Raw genomic sequence first — 15464 nt, forward strand, 5'->3', positions numbered from 1 at the left:
CATGCCCGACCTGCTGATCGAACTGTTTTCCGAGGAAATCCCCGCGCGCATGCAGACCCGTGCAGGCGAGGATCTGAAAAAGCGGATCACCGACGGCCTGGTCGAGGGGGGTCTGACCTATGCGGGTGCTGCCGCGCTCACCACGCCGCGCCGCCTGACGCTGGCGGTCGAGGGGCTGCTGGCCGAAAGCCCCACCATCCGCGAGGAACGCAAGGGGCCCAAGGTGGGTGCGCCCGACAAGGCGGTCGAGGGGTTTCTGCGCGGCGCCGGCATCACCCGCGACCAGCTTGAGGAACGCGATACCCCCAAGGGCGCGGTCTATTTCGCCACCATCGAAAAGCCGGGCCGCCCGGCTGCGGAAATCGTGGCCGAGGTGCTTGAGGCGACGATCCGCAATTTCCCCTGGCCCAAGTCGATGCGCTGGGGCGGCGGGGCCTTGCGCTGGGTGCGCCCGCTGCATTCGATCCTCTGCATTCTGAGCGATGAGACCGGCACGCAGGTGGTGCCGCTTGAGGTCGAGGGTATCGCCTCAGGCGATAGCACCGAGGGTCATCGCTTCATGGCGCCGGGCCGGTTTTCCGTTGCGTCCTTTGAGGATTACGCGGCAAAGCTCAAGCGCGCCTTCGTGGTCCTGTCGCCTGCCGAGCGGGCCGAGCATATCTGGAACGACGCCCAGAACCTCGCCTTTGCCGCCGGGCTGGACGTGGTCGAGGACAAGGGGCTGCTGGCCGAAGTGGCGGGGCTGGTGGAATGGCCCGTGGTGCTGATGGGCGAGATCGACGCGGAATTCCTCGATCTTCCTCCGGAAGTGCTGCAGACCTCGATGAAAGAGCATCAGAAATTCTTCTCGGTCCGCAATCCCAAGACAGGCCGGATCGAACGCTTCATCACCGTGGCCAACCGCGAGACGGCGGATAATGGCGCGACCATTCTGGCGGGCAATCAGAAAGTGCTGTCGGCGCGGCTGGCCGATGCCAAGTTCTTTTGGGAGAACGACCTGCGCGTTGCCACATCGGACATGAGCCAATGGACAGACGCGCTGGAAAACGTGACCTTCCACAACAAGCTCGGCAGCCAGGGCGACCGCATCCGACGCATCGCTGCGCTGGCGCGCGAGCTGGCCCCGGTGACCGGTGCGGATGCCGATCAGGCCGAGAAGGCGGCGAAACTGGCCAAGGCCGATCTGAACTCGGAAATGGTCTATGAATTCCCCGAACTTCAGGGGCTCATGGGTCGATATTACATCGAAGCCGCGGGCGAGGACGTTGCAGTGGCCGCCGTTGCGCAAGAGCATTACTCGCCGCTGGGTCCGTCCGACGAGGTGCCCACAGCGTCGCTCTCGGTCGCCGTGGCGCTGGCCGACAAGCTGGACACGCTGACCGGGTTCTGGGCGATCGATGAAAAGCCCACGGGCTCGAAAGACCCGTTTGCCCTGCGCCGGGCGGCGCTGGGGGTGATCCGGTTGGTGTTGGAGAACGGCCTGCGCCTGCGGCTGGACCGGTTCTTTGACAGCCAGTTGGTGCGCGCGGAAAGCGCGATCCATGACGCGCTGCCCAGCGAAAACGTTGAGGATCTTCTGCAGGAGATCGCCAGGCACGGCGTGTTCGGTGCGGCCTTCCGGGCCGTCAGGGAAAAGACCGGCGATCTGCAAGCCGCCGAATTCCTGTCGCTGGAGGAACGGGTGCCGGACGTTTCGGACGACCTCCTCTCCTTCTTCCACGACCGCCTCAAGGTCTTCCTCCGCGACGAGGGCATCCGTCACGACATCATCGACGCCTGTATCGCGATGGAGGGCAATGACGACCTCAACCTGTTGGTCAAACGCGCCCGGGCGCTGAACGCGGTTATTGCGACCGGGGATGGCGAAAACCTCGTGCAGGGCTTCAAGCGCGCCAACAACATCCTCACGCAGGCCGAGGAAAAGGACGGAGTGGAATACTCGTTCGGGGCGGATGCGAAATTCGCCGAGACCGAGAGCGAGAAGACCCTCTTTGCCGCGCTGGATGCGGCGCAGGACAGGATCGCGCCCGCGCTCGAGGCCGAGGATTTCCCCGCCGCCATGTCCGCAATGGCGGGCCTGCGCGCGCCGATCGATGCCTTTTTCGAAGAGGTGCAGGTCAACACCGACAACGACATCGTCCGCCGCAACCGCCTGAACCTGCTGAGCCAGATCCGCACGGTGTGTTCCAGCGTTGCGGATTTGACTCGCATCGAAGGATAGACGGAGAGGTTGCACCCTTTCGCCCGGCGGCAACGCCGGGCAGCGCCCGCCGGGGCTCCGCCCGTTCGTCGCTGGCATCCTTCCACTGGAAGGCTGCCCGGTTCGCTCCTCACCCCTCCCCACGGGAGGGCGCTTTCAGCACCCACCCAGGGTCGGGCGCTGCCCTCAGCACGCAGTTCTGCCTCTTGCACCACCCGCACAGGCCCTTATGCTGCGGCGAAACCAAAAGGTGCCGCAGTGCAGAATAATCCGGATACGACCCTCATCACCGCCGACGCGCCGGTGGCCGCGAACACCCATGGCGGGCGGGCGAAATGCCTGCAGCGTCTGGTCCGGCTCGACCTTCCGGTGCCGCGCACCGTGGCGCTGTCCTTTGACGCGGTGCATGAGATTGTCGAGGGCCGGATGCCCGATCTGGCGGCCATTCTGGGGCAGTTCGATCCGACCTCGCTGTTGTGTGTGCGGCCCAGTTCCGAGGACCCAGACTGGGGTGGGCCGGGGGCGGTGCTCAATATCGGCATGAACGACGCGCGCTATGTGGACCTGTCGGACGCGATGGGGGTCGAGGCGGCGGCGGCGCTCTATCTGCGCTTTGTCCAGAGCTATGCGATTCACGTGGCCCGGCTGGACCCGGACGTGTTCGACGATGTCGAGGCGGATGGCCGCGAGGGGCTGAAACAGTCGCTGCGCGCCTATGAGGACGAAACGGACGAGAGCTTTCCGCAGGACCCGGGCGAGCAGCTGAGCGCCGTTCTGCGCTCGATGGCCCGCGCGTGGGAAGGCACCTCGGCCCGCCTGCTGCGGCAGGCCAAGGGCGCGCCCGCCGATGCCGGGCTGGGGCTGGTGGTGCAGGAGATGATCCCGGGACTGGGGCAGGGCGAATGCGGCTCGGGCGTATTGCAGCTGGTCGATCCGGCCACCGGGCGTCCGCAGATCACCGGCCGCTACCTGAGCCAGAGCCAGGGCCGCGATGCGCTGGGCGAGGATGTGGCAGCACTTTATCTGGAAAAGGACACGCGCGGCCCGTCGCTTGAGGATGTGGCGCCCGAGGCCTTCGTGGCCATCAAGGATCACGCTGCGCTGATGCGCGAGAAGCTACGCGAAGAGATGCAGGTGGAGTTCGTCATCGAGAATGGCCGCGTGCATATTCTCGACGGGGTGCGGGTGCCGCGCAGCGCCCGTGCGGGCGTGCGGATCGCCGTGCGTCTGGCCGAGGACGGCATCATCCCGCCGCAAGAGGCGGTGATGCGGGTCGATCCACATTCGCTGAACGAGTTGCTGCACCGGCAAGTCCACCCGAAGACCGAGCGCGACGTGCTGACCACCGGCATCGCCGCCAGTCCCGGCGCGGCCTCGGGCCGGATCGTCTTTACCGCCGCCGAGGCGCAGGCCAGTGCGGCGCGCGGCGAGCCCTGTATCCTGGTGCGCCGCGAAACCTCGCCCGAGGACGTGCGGGGCATGCACGCCGCCGTCGCGGTGCTGACCGAAAAAGGCGGCATGACCAGCCATGCCGCCGTGATCGGCCGGGGTCTGGGCCTGCCCTGTATCGTCGGCGCGTCCGAGATGCGGTTTCAGACCAAGAAGAAACTGCTGACCGCCCCGGATGGCCGCATCTTCAAGACCGGCGATATCCTGACCATCGACGGCAGCTCGGGTCAGGTTCTGGCCGGCGAGCCCGAGATGCTGGAGGCGGCGCTGGACGATTGTTTCCAGACCCTGATGGGCTGGGCCGATGCCGAGCGCGATATCGGCATCCGCGCCAATGCCGACACCCCCGCCGACGCGCAGACCGCGCGCAATTTCGACGCGCAGGGGATCGGGCTCTGCCGGACCGAGCACATGTTCTTTGATCCGGGCCGGCTGATCGTGATGCGCGAGATGATCTTTGCCCAGACCTCGAAAGGCCGGGCGGCGGTGCTGGAACGGCTGCTGCCGATGCAGCGTGAGGATTTCGTGCAGCTTTTCCGCATCATGAAGGGCCAGCCGGTCTGCATCCGCCTGTTCGACCCGCCCCTGCACGAGTTTCTGCCCACCACGCGCACCGGCCAGCGGGAATTGGCCGAGGCACTGGACCTGCCGGTCTCGGATGTCGAGCGCCGGGTGGACGCGATGAGCGAATACAACCCCATGCTGGGCCTGCGCGGCGTGCGCCTCGGCGTGACCGTGCCCGAGATCTACGACATGCAGGCCCGCGCCATTTTCGAGGCGACGCTCGAGGCCAGCAAGGAAGGCGCGCCGGTGGTGCCTGAGATCATGATCCCGCTGGTCTCGGCCAAGCGCGAGGTGGAACTGGTCAAGGCCCGGATCGACTCGGTCGCGGCCTCGGTCGCCTCGGAGGGCGGGCAGGAGTTCGACTATCGTCTGGGCGTCATGGTGGAAACGCCGCGCGCATGCCTGCGCGCCGATGAGATCGCGCCGCATACCGCGTTCCTGAGCTTCGGCACCAACGACCTGACCCAGATGGCCTATGGCCTGTCGCGCGACGATGCGGGCCGCTTCATGTCGGCTTATGTCCGGCAGGGCGTGTTCATCGAAGACCCGTTCCACGTGCTGGATGTGGACGGTGTGGGCGAGCTTTTGCAACTGGGGGCGGAACGCGGGCGCCGGGCACAGCCCGAAGTTACGTTGTCGGTCTGCGGGGAACACGGCGGCAACCCCGAATCAATCGCCTTTTGCCGGGATGCCGGGTTCGACTATGTGTCCTGTTCCCCCTTCCGGGTGCCGGTCGCTCGGCTGGCTGCCGCTCAACTGGCGATTTCGTCCAAACTTGGTGGTTGACACGGCCCGTCCACCATAAATTTAGTGGCAGAAAGCCGCCGATCGCAGGGTGAGCCCGCCCGCTATCGGCAAGATTCCACTTGTCTTTTCCGCAAAACTGGACGTTCTGCGCCGACTGGTCTAAGAGCCACCTCGCGCCCGCCGGGGGAGGGTATGGCGCGTATTGTGCCTGTGCGAGGTTTTCTGATGATACGTATCGTTGTGGCGGCTGCCATGGTGATGGTGTTTGCGTTGCCGAACCCATCCTTTGCCGAACGAGAAAAAGACTATGTAACCGGACAAGACCAGGTGTCCCGCAGTGAGCTGCCGGGGCAGAGGTTCCGTCAATACCTGAACGTGTTCAAGCCGCGAAAGCAGGCGAAGCCGGTCGAGGTGAGCTATACCCGCAACTGGCTGGACCAGCGGCCCAAGGCCGCTGGCGACGAGCACTGGCAATGCCTGGCCGAGGCGCTGTACTTCGAGGCGCGCGGCGAGACGGTCAAGGGCCAGTTCGCCGTTGCCGAGGTGATCCTGAACCGGGTCGAAAGCACGCGCTTTCCCAACACGCTGTGCGGCGTGATCAAGCAGGGAACCGGGCGCAAGTTTCAGTGTCAGTTCACCTACACCTGTGACGGGCGCAAAGAAGTCATCGCCGAGAAAAAGGCGTTCGAGCGGGTGGCCAAGGTGGCCCGCGCTGCGATTGACGGCGTCGGCGGCGGCCTGACCGAGGGCGCCACCCATTACCACACCAAGGCGGTGCGCCCGTCCTGGTCGCGGGTCTATGAAGAAACCGCGCGGATTGGTGTGCATATCTTCTATCGACACAACTACCGCACGGCCAGCAACTGAGGCTGGACGGAACAAGAGGCCGGATACCGGTGGGCAGAGCGGCGTTTCGCGTTTTCTCGCGGACGCCGCAATCCGTTGCTGGTGTGGCGTTTGTGGGGCTGTTATAGCCGCGCGCGACCCTTATGCTGGTCGAACCTGATCTGTCCGAGCCCGAAAAGGCCACGCTCATGAGCTCTGAAATCCGCCTCGCCTTTGCCCATCCGTCCGAACGGTCCGAGGCCACCGCGCCGCTGGGGCCGCTCGACCGCATCTCGCTGCGCGACCATATCGTCGAGGTCGAGATTGGCGCCTTTCAGGCCGAACGGGGCACCACCCAGCGGATCTGTTTCAACATCGTGGTCGAGGTCAAGCCGCTGACCGGCCCCATCGACGACGATGTGGACCGCATCCTGTCCTATGACCGGGTGACCGAAGCCATCGCCCATGAGTTGGCCGCCGAGCGTCTGAACCTGCTGGAAACCCTGGCCGAGCGTGTGGCCGAGCGTATCCTGCTGGAACCGCAGGCGGTGCGCGCCTTTGTCCGCATCGAAAAGCTGGATCGCGGCCCCGGCGCTCTGGGGGTCGAGATCGTGCGCGGCAAGGATGCCGTGCATCACGATGTGGAAGAGGAAGAGCGCCCGCATCCCCGGCTGGTCTATCTGTCGAACGAAGCGATTGCCTCGCCCAACCTGTCGTCCTGGATCGACCAGTTGGAACACCGCCGGCGCCCGCTGATCCTGTGCGTCGGCGCCGCCGATCTGCCCGCGCCGCAGACCGGCCACGCGATGACCCAACGCCGGATCGACCTCTTGGCCATCGAACAGAACGCATGGGCTCTGGCCGCGCGCGATTTCCGCTGCGTGGTGGTCTCGACCCGGACCGAGCTGGACTGGGCGATGAAGAACGGCCAGATTTGCGTCTGGGCGCCGTCCAAGATTGTGCTGGACGCGGTGGACGGGCCCTCGGCCAAGCCGTCGGACGCGGTGGCGCTCGCCGCCTGGTTCGCGGCCACTTTCGAGGCCAGCGAGATGCTGGTGATCGGCGGCGATCTGCCCGCCGATCCCAGCGTGCCGCTGCGCGCGGTGCCGGTGGAGCAGGCCGAACTGTGAGCGACTATTACCGCCCGCTGGTCCAACACGGCCCGGCCCGTCCCGATGGCGCCTTGCCGTTGGCCGGCGGCGATCTTTGGTTCACCCATGCCGAGCTTTTGTCCCGCGATGCCGCACCGCGTATGGTCAGCGCCGATGCCATTCCCGGTGATGTGCGGGACCGTCTGACCGCCCCGCGCGCGCCCGTTGCCGGTCTGGACATGGCGCAGCCGCAGATCATGGGCATCCTCAATATAACGCCCGACAGTTTCTCGGATGGCGGGCGGCACGATACGGTCGAAACCGCTCGGGCCGCCGCCGCCGACATGACGGCACACGGCGCCGCGATCCTCGATATCGGCGGCGAATCCACCCGGCCCGGTGCCGATTTCATTCCCGAAGCGCAGGAGATCGCCCGCACCGTCCCGGTGATCGAGGCGATCCGCGCCGAGACCGATACGCTGATCTCCATCGATACCCGCAAGGCCGCCGTGGCCCGTGGCGCGCTGGCTGCCGGGGCCGGTCTGGTCAACGATGTCTCGGGCTTTACCTTCGATCCGGCGCTGGCGCCGCTATGCGCCGAGGCACAGGTGCCGGTCTGCGTCATGCATATGCAGGGCGATCCCGCCACGATGCAGGACAACCCGGAATATGAAAACGTGCTGCTGGACGTCTACGACTTCCTCGCGGGCCAGATCGCCCGGCTGGAGGCACTTGGGCTGGATCGCGGTCAGATCGTGGTCGATCCCGGCATCGGCTTCGGCAAGACCGAAGACCACAACCTGACCCTGCTGCGCAATCTCAGCCTGTTTCACGGGCTGGGCTGCCCGATCCTGCTGGGCGTGTCGCGTAAGGGCTTCATCGGACGCATCGGGCAGGCGCCGCGCGCCGATGCTCGCGCACCGGGCTCGATCGCCGTCGCCCTGGCCGGGCTGGCGCAGGGCGTCCAGATCGTCCGGGTGCACGATGTCGCGCAGACCGCACAGGCCTTGCGTCTGTGGTCTGCCGTCCGCTAAGCCTGTCTCGCCAATAGTTGAGAAAGAGTGAAAGCCATGCGCAAGCTGTTCGGAACCGATGGGGTGCGGGGCACCGCCAACACCCATCCGATGACCGCCGAGATGGCGCTGCGCATGGGCGCGGCGGTGGGGCGTTACTTCCGCCGCGATGCCAGCGGTGTCCACCGGGTGGTGATCGGCAAGGATACGCGGCTGTCGGGCTACATGTTCGAGAACGCGCTTACGGCGGGGCTGACCTCCACCGGCATGAACGTGCTCTTGCTGGGGCCGGTGCCGACCCCTGCGGTGGGGCTGATGACCCGCTCGATGCGGGCCGATCTGGGCGTGATGATCTCGGCCAGCCACAACCCGGCCGAGGATAATGGCATCAAGTTCTTCGGCCCCGACGGCTACAAGCTGTCCGATCAGGCCGAGCTTGAGATCGAGGCGCTGATCGACGCGGGCGTGAAACCGGCGCAGGCGCAGAATATCGGCCGGGCGCGCCGCGTGGACGATGCGCGGTTCCGCTATGGCGAGCGGGTCAAATCCTCGCTGCCGCGCGATCTGCGGCTCGAAGGGCTCAAGGTGGTGATCGACTGCGCCAACGGGGCCGCGCACCGCGCCGCGCCCGAGATCCTGTGGGAACTGGGCGCCGACGTAATCCCGCTGGGCGTCGCACCCGACGGCAAGAACATCAATCTCGGCTGCGGGTCGACCCAACCGCAAGCCGCGTCCGAAACCGTCGTCGCCCATGGCGCCCATGTGGGCATCTGTCTGGACGGCGACGCCGACCGGGTGATCCTGATCGACGAGACCGGCACGGTCGCCGATGGCGATCAACTCATGGCGCTCTTGGCCTCACGCTGGGCCGCTGACGGGCAGCTGAGCGGCGGGGCGCTGGTGGCGACGGTGATGTCGAACCTCGGACTGGAACGCCATCTGGACGGGCAGGGGCTGCGGCTGGAACGCACCGCCGTCGGCGACCGCTATGTGGTCGAGCGGATGCGCGAGGGTGGCTTCAACCTGGGCGGTGAGCAGTCGGGCCATATCGTGATGAGCGATTATGCCACCACCGGCGACGGGCTGATGGCGGGGCTGCATTTCCTGGCCGAGATGGTGCGCTCGGGCCGTCCGGCCTCGGAACTGGCGCGGCAGTTCGAGCGCGTGCCGCAATTGCTGAAAAACGTCCGCTTCGAAGCCGGTCAGACCCCGTTGGACCTGCCGCAGGTGCAGACCGCGATTGCCGCCGCCGAAGGCGCGCTGAACGGCAAGGGCCGCCTGCTGATCCGCAAGTCCGGCACCGAACCACTGATCCGCGTGATGGCCGAATGCGAAGACGAGGGGCTGCTGGAACGCACCGTGGATTCTGTGGTGGATGCAGTGGCGGACGCGGTCTCGGCCTGAGCCTAGCCGCGCCCGAACAGCCGCCGCAGCGCGCCGTACTGGCTGACGCCCACACCGCAGAGGATCAGCAGCAGCGCCCAGAGCAGGGCGGGCGGCAAGGGCTCGCCCAGCAGCGCCGCGCCCAGAACCACCGACCAGACCGGCACCTGATAATTGGTCAGGCTCATGAAGACCGGCCCGGCGGTGCGCACCACGGTCACGCGCAGCAGGTTGGCCGCCGCCGTGGGCACCATGCCCAGAAAGGCCACCAGCCACAGGGTTCTCTGATCGGGCAGGGGCGGCGGCCCCTCGATGGCCCAGGCCAGCGGGATCACGCCAAAGGCGCCGATCAGCAGCAGCACGGCTGACAGTCCCACCGGGTCCACCGGCGGCAGGCGGCGCATCAGGATCGAGGTGACCGCGTAACAGGCCGCCGCCGCCAGGCAGGCCAGACGCCCCGGCAGCTCACGCACGTCGCCCGAGCTTTCGAAGGCCTGCGAGCCCATCAACAGTGACACTCCGGCAAAGCCCACGCAGAACCCCAGCACCCAGCGCCAGGTCATCCGCTCGCCCGGTACCATGAAATGCGCCAGCGGCAGCACCATCAGCGCGATCGACGCCATCGAGACGCCGGTAAAGCCCGAGGTCACATATTGCTGTCCCCATGAGATCAGTGCAAACGGCACCGCCGAGCTGAGCAGCGCGATCAGGATCAGCGAGCTCCGGTCCGGCCCGGTGAGCGGCGCGCTGAAAAGCCGCCCGCCCAGCATCTGCCAGACCGCGCAACTCAAGAGCGCGCCAAACCCGATGCGGAAGGCGGCCAGCCAGAAGGGCGTCAGCCCCTCCAGCGCAAGCTCGATCACCATGAAGGTGCCGCCCCAGACAAAGCCGAGAATGGCAACCATGATCCAGCTGCGCGCGGTAATGTCAGGGCTTTGGCTCACTGTGTTCCCCCGGAAATCCGAAGGGCACAGAAACCGGGTCTGGCATCGGCGTCAATCCCGGAGTTGTGGACAGGACCTGGCATGGTGTTCCATCCGGACGCCGCAGTTGACAGTATGTAAGTGTGTGCTTACCGTAAGTCATGGCTTACATAAATTCTCTCTCCGCTTTGGCCGACCCGACCCGGCGACAGGTTTTCGAGGTAATTGCCGCCACCCCCAGCCCCGTGGGCGCCGTGGCCGCAAAACTGCCCGTCAGCCGCCCTGCCGTGTCGCAGCACCTGAAAGTGCTGTCCGATGCCGGTCTGGTGATGTGCCGCGCCCAGGGCACCCGTCGGATTTACGCAGTCCGGCCCGAGGGGCTGGCGGAACTGCGGAAATGGCTCGACCAGTTCTGGACCAAGGCCCTGGACAGCTTTGCCAGTGAAATCAACGACAAGGAGGCAGACCGCCATGACTGACCCGATCGTGAAGACAGTGGAGGTCAACTGCTCTGCCGCGCGTGCTTTCGAGGTGTTCGTGACCCGGATTTCCGACTGGTGGCCGCTGGATGGGCATGCCGTGTCAGCCGCGTCCGGGAAGCCTGCGCAGTCGGTAACGATCGAGCCTCGCGTTGGCGGGGCGGTCTATGAGACCATGCATGACGGAGGCCGCACCGACTGGGGCAAAGTGCTGGAGTTTGAGCCGGGCCGCAGTCTTGCGATGACCTGGCATCCGGGCAACAACGCCGATGCGCCCACGCGGGTCCAGGTGGAATTCGCGGATGCAGGCGGCAAGACCCGGGTCACGCTGACCCATTCTGGATGGGAGGTCTGGGGCGCTGAGGCGGCCGCCAAACGCGGCAATTACGACAGCGGCTGGGATTTCGTGTTCGGCGAACGCTATACGGGCGCCATCGCTGCGTGAGGCCACGAAAAAGGGCGGCCCGATGGACCGCCCAATACAAGAATCGGGGATGGCTCAGTTCTTCGACTTGTCGACCATCTTGCCGGCCGAGATCCACGGCATCATGCCGCGCAGCTTCTCGCCGACCTGTTCGATCTGATGCTCGTCATTGGCGCGACGCGACGCCTTGATGGTCGGTTGGCCGACCGCGTTCTCCAGCATGAAGTCGCGCACGAACTTGCCCTGCTGGATGTCGTTCAGAACCTCTTTCATACGCGCTTTGGTTTCGTCGTACTTCAGGATGCGCGGGCCGGTGACATACTGGCCGTATTCGGCGGTGTTCGAGATCGAGTAATCCATGTTCGCGATGCCGCCTTCGTAGATCAGGTCGACGATCAGCTTCACCTCGTGCAGACACTCGAAATAGGCCATCTCGGGCGCGTAGCCCGCCTCGACCAGGGTCTCGAACCCGCAGCGGATCAGTTCGACCAGACCGCCGCACAGAACCGCCTGCTCACCGAACAGGTCGGTTTCGCATTCCTCGCGGAAGTTGGTCTCGATGATGCCCGAGCGGCCGCCGCCGATGGCCGAGCAGTAGCTGAGGCCGGTTTCCAGCGCCTTGCCGGTGGCGTCGGTGTGAACCGCAACCAGGCAGGGCACGCCACCGCCTTTGGTGTATTCGCCGCGCACGGTGTGGCCGGGGCCCTTGGGGGCCATCATGATGACGTCGACGCCCTCTTTCGGCTCGATCAGGCCGAAATGCACGTTCAGGCCGTGAGCGAACGCGATGGCGGCACCGGGTTTGATGTTGTCATGCACGTATTTCTTGTAGGTCTCGGCCTGCAGCTCGTCGGGCATGGTGAACATGATGACGTCGCACCAGGCTGCGGCCTCGGCGATGCCCATCACCTGCAGACCTTCGGCTTCGGCTTTCTTGGCAGATGCCGAGCCTTCGCGCAGGGCGACGACCAGGTTCTTGGCGCCCGAGTCGCGCAGGTTCAGCGCGTGGGCGTGCCCCTGGCTGCCGTAGCCCAGAATCGCCACCTTCTTGTCCTTGATCAGGTTGATGTCGCAATCACGATCGTAATAGACGCGCATTTTGCCGGTCCTTTCTGTTTCGATTGCGGTGCTTTTATCTGGTCGTTTTGCACTTTGCGAGAGCGCCGGACATGCGTATTTATCTGCAAGAAGAAGAATCATTCGCAAAAATATGAATGAGCGAAAAAATCATGCTTGACGACATTGACCGCCGGATTCTGCGCCATTTTCAGGGTGAGCCGAGCCTGTCCGTGGCCGAACTGGCCGAGCGATGCCGGATCAGCCAGGGCGTCTGCTGGCGGCGGATCGAGAAGATGCAGACGGCGGGGATCATTCAGGGGCAGGAGGCGGTGATCGACTGGGCGGCACTTGGATACGCGGTCGAGGTCTCGCTGCGGGTGACGCTGGACAAGACGCAGGCGCGGGCGTTTGACGAGTTCACGGACGCGGCGCGGCGGGTGGCCGAGGTGATCGAGATCCAGACCTTTCTGGGCCGGGTCGATGTGCGCCTGTCGGTGATCGCGCGGGACATGTCCCACTACCAGCAGCTCTATCGCGACCGAATCCTGACCCTGCCGCATATCGCCGATATCGAGGCGCTGATGCATATCGCCCGGGTGAAAAGCGACGAGGTGCTGCCGGTATGATCGAACTGGACGATATGGACCGCAAGCTGCTGCGGGCACTGGCGCAGGATGCAACGCAAAGCGCGGGCGCGCTGGGACGGCGGTTCGGGCTGTCGCAGCCGGCGACATGGCGGCGCATTCGGCGGCTGGAGGAGGCAGGCGCGATCAAGGGGCGGCGGCTGCGGCTGAATGCCGAGGCGCTGGGTTTTGGGGTGACCGTGTTTCTGGGGGTCAAGCTGGCGCGCAAGGGGCAGGTGAGCCTTGAGGATTTCGAGCGCGCCGTCAGCGCCATCCCCGAAGTGCAGACGGTCGAGCACGTACTGGGCCTCTACGACTACCGCCTGCGGGTGGTGGCGCGCGACCTCGGCGATTTCGAACGTGTGCTGCGGCGCCGGATCATGACCCTGCCGGGCGCGGGCGAGGTAGAGGCCAATGTGCTGCTCAGCGAGGAACGCCTGCCGGGCCCGATTGGCTGAGGTTCAATAGCGCGTGCTGATCCGGAACCCGGGATGATGGGTCATGCGTGCGAGCGTTACCGGCGTGTTTTGCAGCCAGGTCACCCGCTCGGTCTGCATCATCGGCATGCCGGGCATCGTGCCCAGGAACTCGGCCAGGCGCGCGTCCGCCGCGACCGCGGAAAAGGCGAGATTGGCGTCCGTGAAAGGCGCGGCATTCAGCAGCCACTCATGCGGCCCTGTCTCGCTCAGATCCGCGTACTCAACGTCAGGCACCGAGGCGATGTTGATCCAGCGTTCTTCGAACTGAAAGGGCCGGTCATCCGCATAATGCATGCATTGCAGATGCAGGATCTGCGCATCGGGCGGCAGGGTCAGCTGCGAGCTGAGCCAGGCGGGTGCCGGCACCACGTCACGCGCGACCAGCGCATAGCGGTAGGTGGCGTTCTGCGCCTCGACCATCTGCCTGGCCAGCGCGATTTCCAGACGGGCCTGCCGGGCCGGCGCCTTCTTGACCCGCGTGCCGCTCTTGCGTTTGCGCTCGACAAAACCCTGATCCGCCAGTTCACGCAGGGCGCGGTTGACCGTCGCCCTTGCGCAATCGAACTCGGCGGCCAGTTCGGTTTCGGTCGGTAACACGGACCCCTGCGGCCAGACGCGGCTTTCAATCCTTCGTTTCACCTCGTCACGAACGACCTGAAAGCTGGTCCGCTTTTGCGATTTCACGGGTAAGTCCGCCCTTTCTTGTCCTGGCTGAGCATATCTGTTCAGAAACACTTCTGCGTGTAAAGATGTCGTGACACTATTTAGCGTCACATGTATTAACCACTTATTTTCGAACAAGAAAATTGCACGCACCGCAAAGGGCACGGTTGCGCTCCCAAATCACCCAATCCGGCGGCCGGCTGTGAGGGCAGAAATTTTCAAGCGATATGTCGATTATCCCCCCGCAAAACGTCGGTTTGCCGCTTTACCTGTCCGGCGGCGGCGGCCAGAAATGACGGGACCAGTCAGAAAGGACAGATCATGCCCGCACTGCTTGATACCGTCGATCCCAACGGGCTCGAGGAATTCTCGGTCGTCTTCACCGACCGCTCGCTCAACCACATGTCCGCCGCCTTTCAGCAGGTGATGCGCGACATCTCGGAGATGCTGAAAGGGGTCTACAAGGCACAGGGCGTCGCGGTGATCCCCGGCGGTGGCACCTACGGGATGGAGGCGGTGGCGCGCCAGTTCGCGCGTGGCGCAAACGTGCTGGTGGTGCGCAATGGCTGGTTTTCCTACCGCTGGAGCCAGATTTTCGAGACCGGCGGGCTGACCGTCAGCACCACCGTGATGAAGGCGCGTCAAACCGGCAATGACAGCCCGTCGCCCTTCGCGCCCGCGCCGATTGACGAGGTGGTGGCGACGATCCGCGAGCAGAAGCCCGATATCGTCTTTGCCCCGCATGTTGAGACGGCAGCGGGCGTAATCCTGCCCGACGACTACGTGACCGCCATGGCGGCGGCGGCGCATGAGGTGGGCGCGCTGATGGTGCTCGATTGCATCGCCAGCGGCTGCGTCTGGGTGGACATGGAAGCCACCGGCGTGGACGTGCTGATCTCGGCCCCGCAGAAAGGGTGGAGCGCGTCGCCCTGTGCCGGTCTGGTGATGCTGTCCGATAAGGGCGAGGCGCGGTTGGCCGAGACCGCTTCGGACAGTTTTGCCATCGACCTGAAGAAATGGCGCGACATCATGAAGGCCTATGAGGGCGGCGGGCATGCCTATCACGCCACCATGCCCACCGATGCGCTGCGGGCCTTCCGCGATACCATGGCCGAGACTCGTGAGTATGGGTTCGACAAGCTGCGCGACGCGCAATGGGCGCTGGGCAATGGCGTGCGGGCGATGCTGCGGGACAAGGGCATCACCTCGGTCGCCGCCGAAGGGTTCGGCGCGCCGGGGGTGGTGGTCAGCTATACCAGCGACCCCGAGGTTCAGAACGGCAAGAAATTTGCCGCACTCGGGATGCAGATCGCCGCCGGGGTGCCGCTGCAATGTGATGAGCCCGAGGGGTTCAGCACGTTCCGGCTGGGCCTGTTTGGTCTGGACAAGCTCTATGACGTGGACGCCACGATTGCGCGGCTCAAGCGGGTTCTGGATCAGGTGCTTTGACCGGGTGGCGGGCTGAAGCCCGCCCTACGGTTAGAACCAAATGGGATCGATCTGCACCATAACGCATCAATATTCGCGTTCGAAATCAGCGAC

14 protein-coding genes are annotated in these 15464 nt (G+C 65.3%); 11 read left to right on the forward strand and 3 right to left on the reverse strand.

What is annotated here, in order from left to right; translation table 11 throughout:
• The first annotated feature begins 1 nt into the window (after position 1).
• The 6 genes from glyS to glmM all read left to right on the forward strand — a co-directional run bounded on the left by glyS (position 2) and on the right by glmM (position 9293).
• Positions 2 to 2221, forward strand: coding sequence for a glycine--tRNA ligase subunit beta (gene glyS, locus GOX53_RS18005; protein WP_171178745.1), 2220 nt, complete (start codon positions 2 to 4; stop codon positions 2219 to 2221).
• Positions 2222 to 2458: 237 nt separating this feature from the next.
• Entirely contained in the window at positions 2459 to 4999 is a 2541-nt protein-coding gene (locus GOX53_RS18010) for a pyruvate, phosphate dikinase (protein ID WP_171178746.1), read from the forward strand.
• Positions 5000 to 5185: 186 nt separating this feature from the next.
• Positions 5186 to 5827: a cell wall hydrolase gene (locus tag GOX53_RS18015; RefSeq protein ID WP_171178747.1), complete on the forward strand. Its 642-nt coding sequence runs from the start codon at positions 5186 to 5188 to the stop codon at positions 5825 to 5827.
• Between the two features lie 167 nt (positions 5828 to 5994).
• On the forward strand, positions 5995 to 6915 hold the full coding sequence (locus GOX53_RS29570) for a dihydroneopterin aldolase (RefSeq protein WP_217351832.1): 921 nt from the start codon (positions 5995 to 5997) through the stop codon (positions 6913 to 6915).
• The gene (gene folP, locus GOX53_RS18020) at positions 6912 to 7910 is read left to right on the forward strand and encodes a dihydropteroate synthase (RefSeq protein WP_371810348.1); all 999 of its coding nucleotides are present in this window, start codon (positions 6912 to 6914) and stop codon (positions 7908 to 7910) included. The genes GOX53_RS29570 and folP overlap by 4 nt, the downstream gene beginning before the upstream one ends.
• Before the next feature lie 36 nt (positions 7911 to 7946).
• A complete protein-coding gene (glmM, locus tag GOX53_RS18025) occupies positions 7947 to 9293 on the forward strand; it encodes a phosphoglucosamine mutase (RefSeq protein ID WP_171178750.1) in 1347 nt (448 codons plus the stop codon).
• 2 nt (positions 9294 to 9295) lie between these two features.
• On the opposite strand, the gene GOX53_RS18030 is transcribed toward glmM, so the two are convergent.
• Positions 9296 to 10216 (reverse strand): DMT family transporter, encoded by a 921-nt coding sequence (locus GOX53_RS18030; protein ID WP_371810349.1) that lies wholly within the window; start codon positions 10214 to 10216, stop codon positions 9296 to 9298.
• A 140-nt stretch (positions 10217 to 10356) separates the two neighbouring features.
• On the opposite strand from GOX53_RS18030, the gene GOX53_RS18035 reads away from it, so the two are divergent.
• Both GOX53_RS18035 and GOX53_RS18040 read left to right on the forward strand, forming a co-directional pair.
• Positions 10357 to 10674 carry a helix-turn-helix transcriptional regulator gene (locus tag GOX53_RS18035; protein WP_171178751.1) on the forward strand — a complete coding sequence of 106 codons (318 nt, stop codon included), beginning with the start codon at positions 10357 to 10359 and terminating at the stop codon, positions 10672 to 10674.
• The gene (locus GOX53_RS18040) at positions 10667 to 11119 is read left to right on the forward strand and encodes an SRPBCC domain-containing protein (RefSeq protein WP_171178752.1); all 453 of its coding nucleotides are present in this window, start codon (positions 10667 to 10669) and stop codon (positions 11117 to 11119) included. The genes GOX53_RS18035 and GOX53_RS18040 overlap by 8 nt, the downstream gene beginning before the upstream one ends.
• 54 nt (positions 11120 to 11173) lie before the next feature.
• Here the strand turns inward: GOX53_RS18040 and ilvC are convergent, their stop codons facing one another.
• A complete protein-coding gene (gene ilvC / locus GOX53_RS18045; RefSeq protein ID WP_171178753.1) occupies positions 11174 to 12196 on the reverse strand; it encodes a ketol-acid reductoisomerase in 1023 nt (340 codons plus the stop codon).
• Between the two features lie 131 nt (positions 12197 to 12327).
• On the opposite strand from ilvC, the gene GOX53_RS18050 reads away from it, so the two are divergent.
• Both GOX53_RS18050 and GOX53_RS18055 read left to right on the forward strand, forming a co-directional pair.
• On the forward strand, positions 12328 to 12783 hold the full coding sequence (locus GOX53_RS18050) for an Lrp/AsnC family transcriptional regulator (RefSeq protein WP_171178754.1): 456 nt from the start codon (positions 12328 to 12330) through the stop codon (positions 12781 to 12783).
• Positions 12780 to 13238 carry an Lrp/AsnC family transcriptional regulator gene (locus GOX53_RS18055; protein WP_171178755.1) on the forward strand — a complete coding sequence of 153 codons (459 nt, stop codon included), beginning with the start codon at positions 12780 to 12782 and terminating at the stop codon, positions 13236 to 13238. Before GOX53_RS18050 ends, GOX53_RS18055 begins: the two co-directional genes overlap by 4 nt.
• Positions 13239 to 13241: 3 nt before the next feature.
• Here the strand turns inward: GOX53_RS18055 and GOX53_RS18060 are convergent, their stop codons facing one another.
• Complete coding sequence (locus GOX53_RS18060) at positions 13242 to 13943, reverse strand: GntR family transcriptional regulator (RefSeq protein WP_171178756.1); 702 nt, start codon at positions 13941 to 13943, stop codon at positions 13242 to 13244.
• Positions 13944 to 14243: 300 nt separating this feature from the next.
• Here GOX53_RS18060 and GOX53_RS18065 point away from each other — a divergent pair, with 300 nt between their 5' ends.
• Entirely contained in the window at positions 14244 to 15371 is a 1128-nt protein-coding gene (locus GOX53_RS18065) for an aminotransferase class V-fold PLP-dependent enzyme (RefSeq protein ID WP_171178757.1), read from the forward strand.
• Positions 15372 to 15464: the final 93 nt, after the last annotated feature.

Source organism: Ruegeria sp. HKCCD8929, from assembly GCF_013031405.1.
Lineage (GTDB): Bacteria > Pseudomonadota > Alphaproteobacteria > Rhodobacterales > Rhodobacteraceae > Ruegeria.

What these genes read in the sequence shown, in the direction of transcription:
- GOX53_RS18065 (WP_171178757.1), top strand. Translation starts at nt 14,244, where the DNA reads ATGCCCGCACTGCTTGATACCGTCGATCCCAACGGGCTCGAGGAATTC.
- GOX53_RS18040 (WP_171178752.1), top strand. Translation starts at nt 10,667, where the DNA reads ATGACTGACCCGATCGTGAAGACAGTGGAGGTCAACTGCTCTGCCGCG.
- glyS (WP_171178745.1), top strand. Translation starts at nt 2, where the DNA reads ATGCCCGACCTGCTGATCGAACTGTTTTCCGAGGAAATCCCCGCGCGC.
- GOX53_RS18050 (WP_171178754.1), top strand. Translation starts at nt 12,328, where the DNA reads ATGCTTGACGACATTGACCGCCGGATTCTGCGCCATTTTCAGGGTGAG.
- ilvC (WP_171178753.1), bottom strand. Translation starts at nt 12,196, where the DNA reads ATGCGCGTCTATTACGATCGTGATTGCGACATCAACCTGATCAAGGAC.
- GOX53_RS18035 (WP_171178751.1), top strand. Translation starts at nt 10,357, where the DNA reads ATGGCTTACATAAATTCTCTCTCCGCTTTGGCCGACCCGACCCGGCGA.
- GOX53_RS18055 (WP_171178755.1), top strand. Translation starts at nt 12,780, where the DNA reads ATGATCGAACTGGACGATATGGACCGCAAGCTGCTGCGGGCACTGGCG.
- GOX53_RS29570 (WP_217351832.1), top strand. Translation starts at nt 5,995, where the DNA reads ATGAGCTCTGAAATCCGCCTCGCCTTTGCCCATCCGTCCGAACGGTCC.
- GOX53_RS18015 (WP_171178747.1), top strand. Translation starts at nt 5,186, where the DNA reads ATGATACGTATCGTTGTGGCGGCTGCCATGGTGATGGTGTTTGCGTTG.
- glmM (WP_171178750.1), top strand. Translation starts at nt 7,947, where the DNA reads ATGCGCAAGCTGTTCGGAACCGATGGGGTGCGGGGCACCGCCAACACC.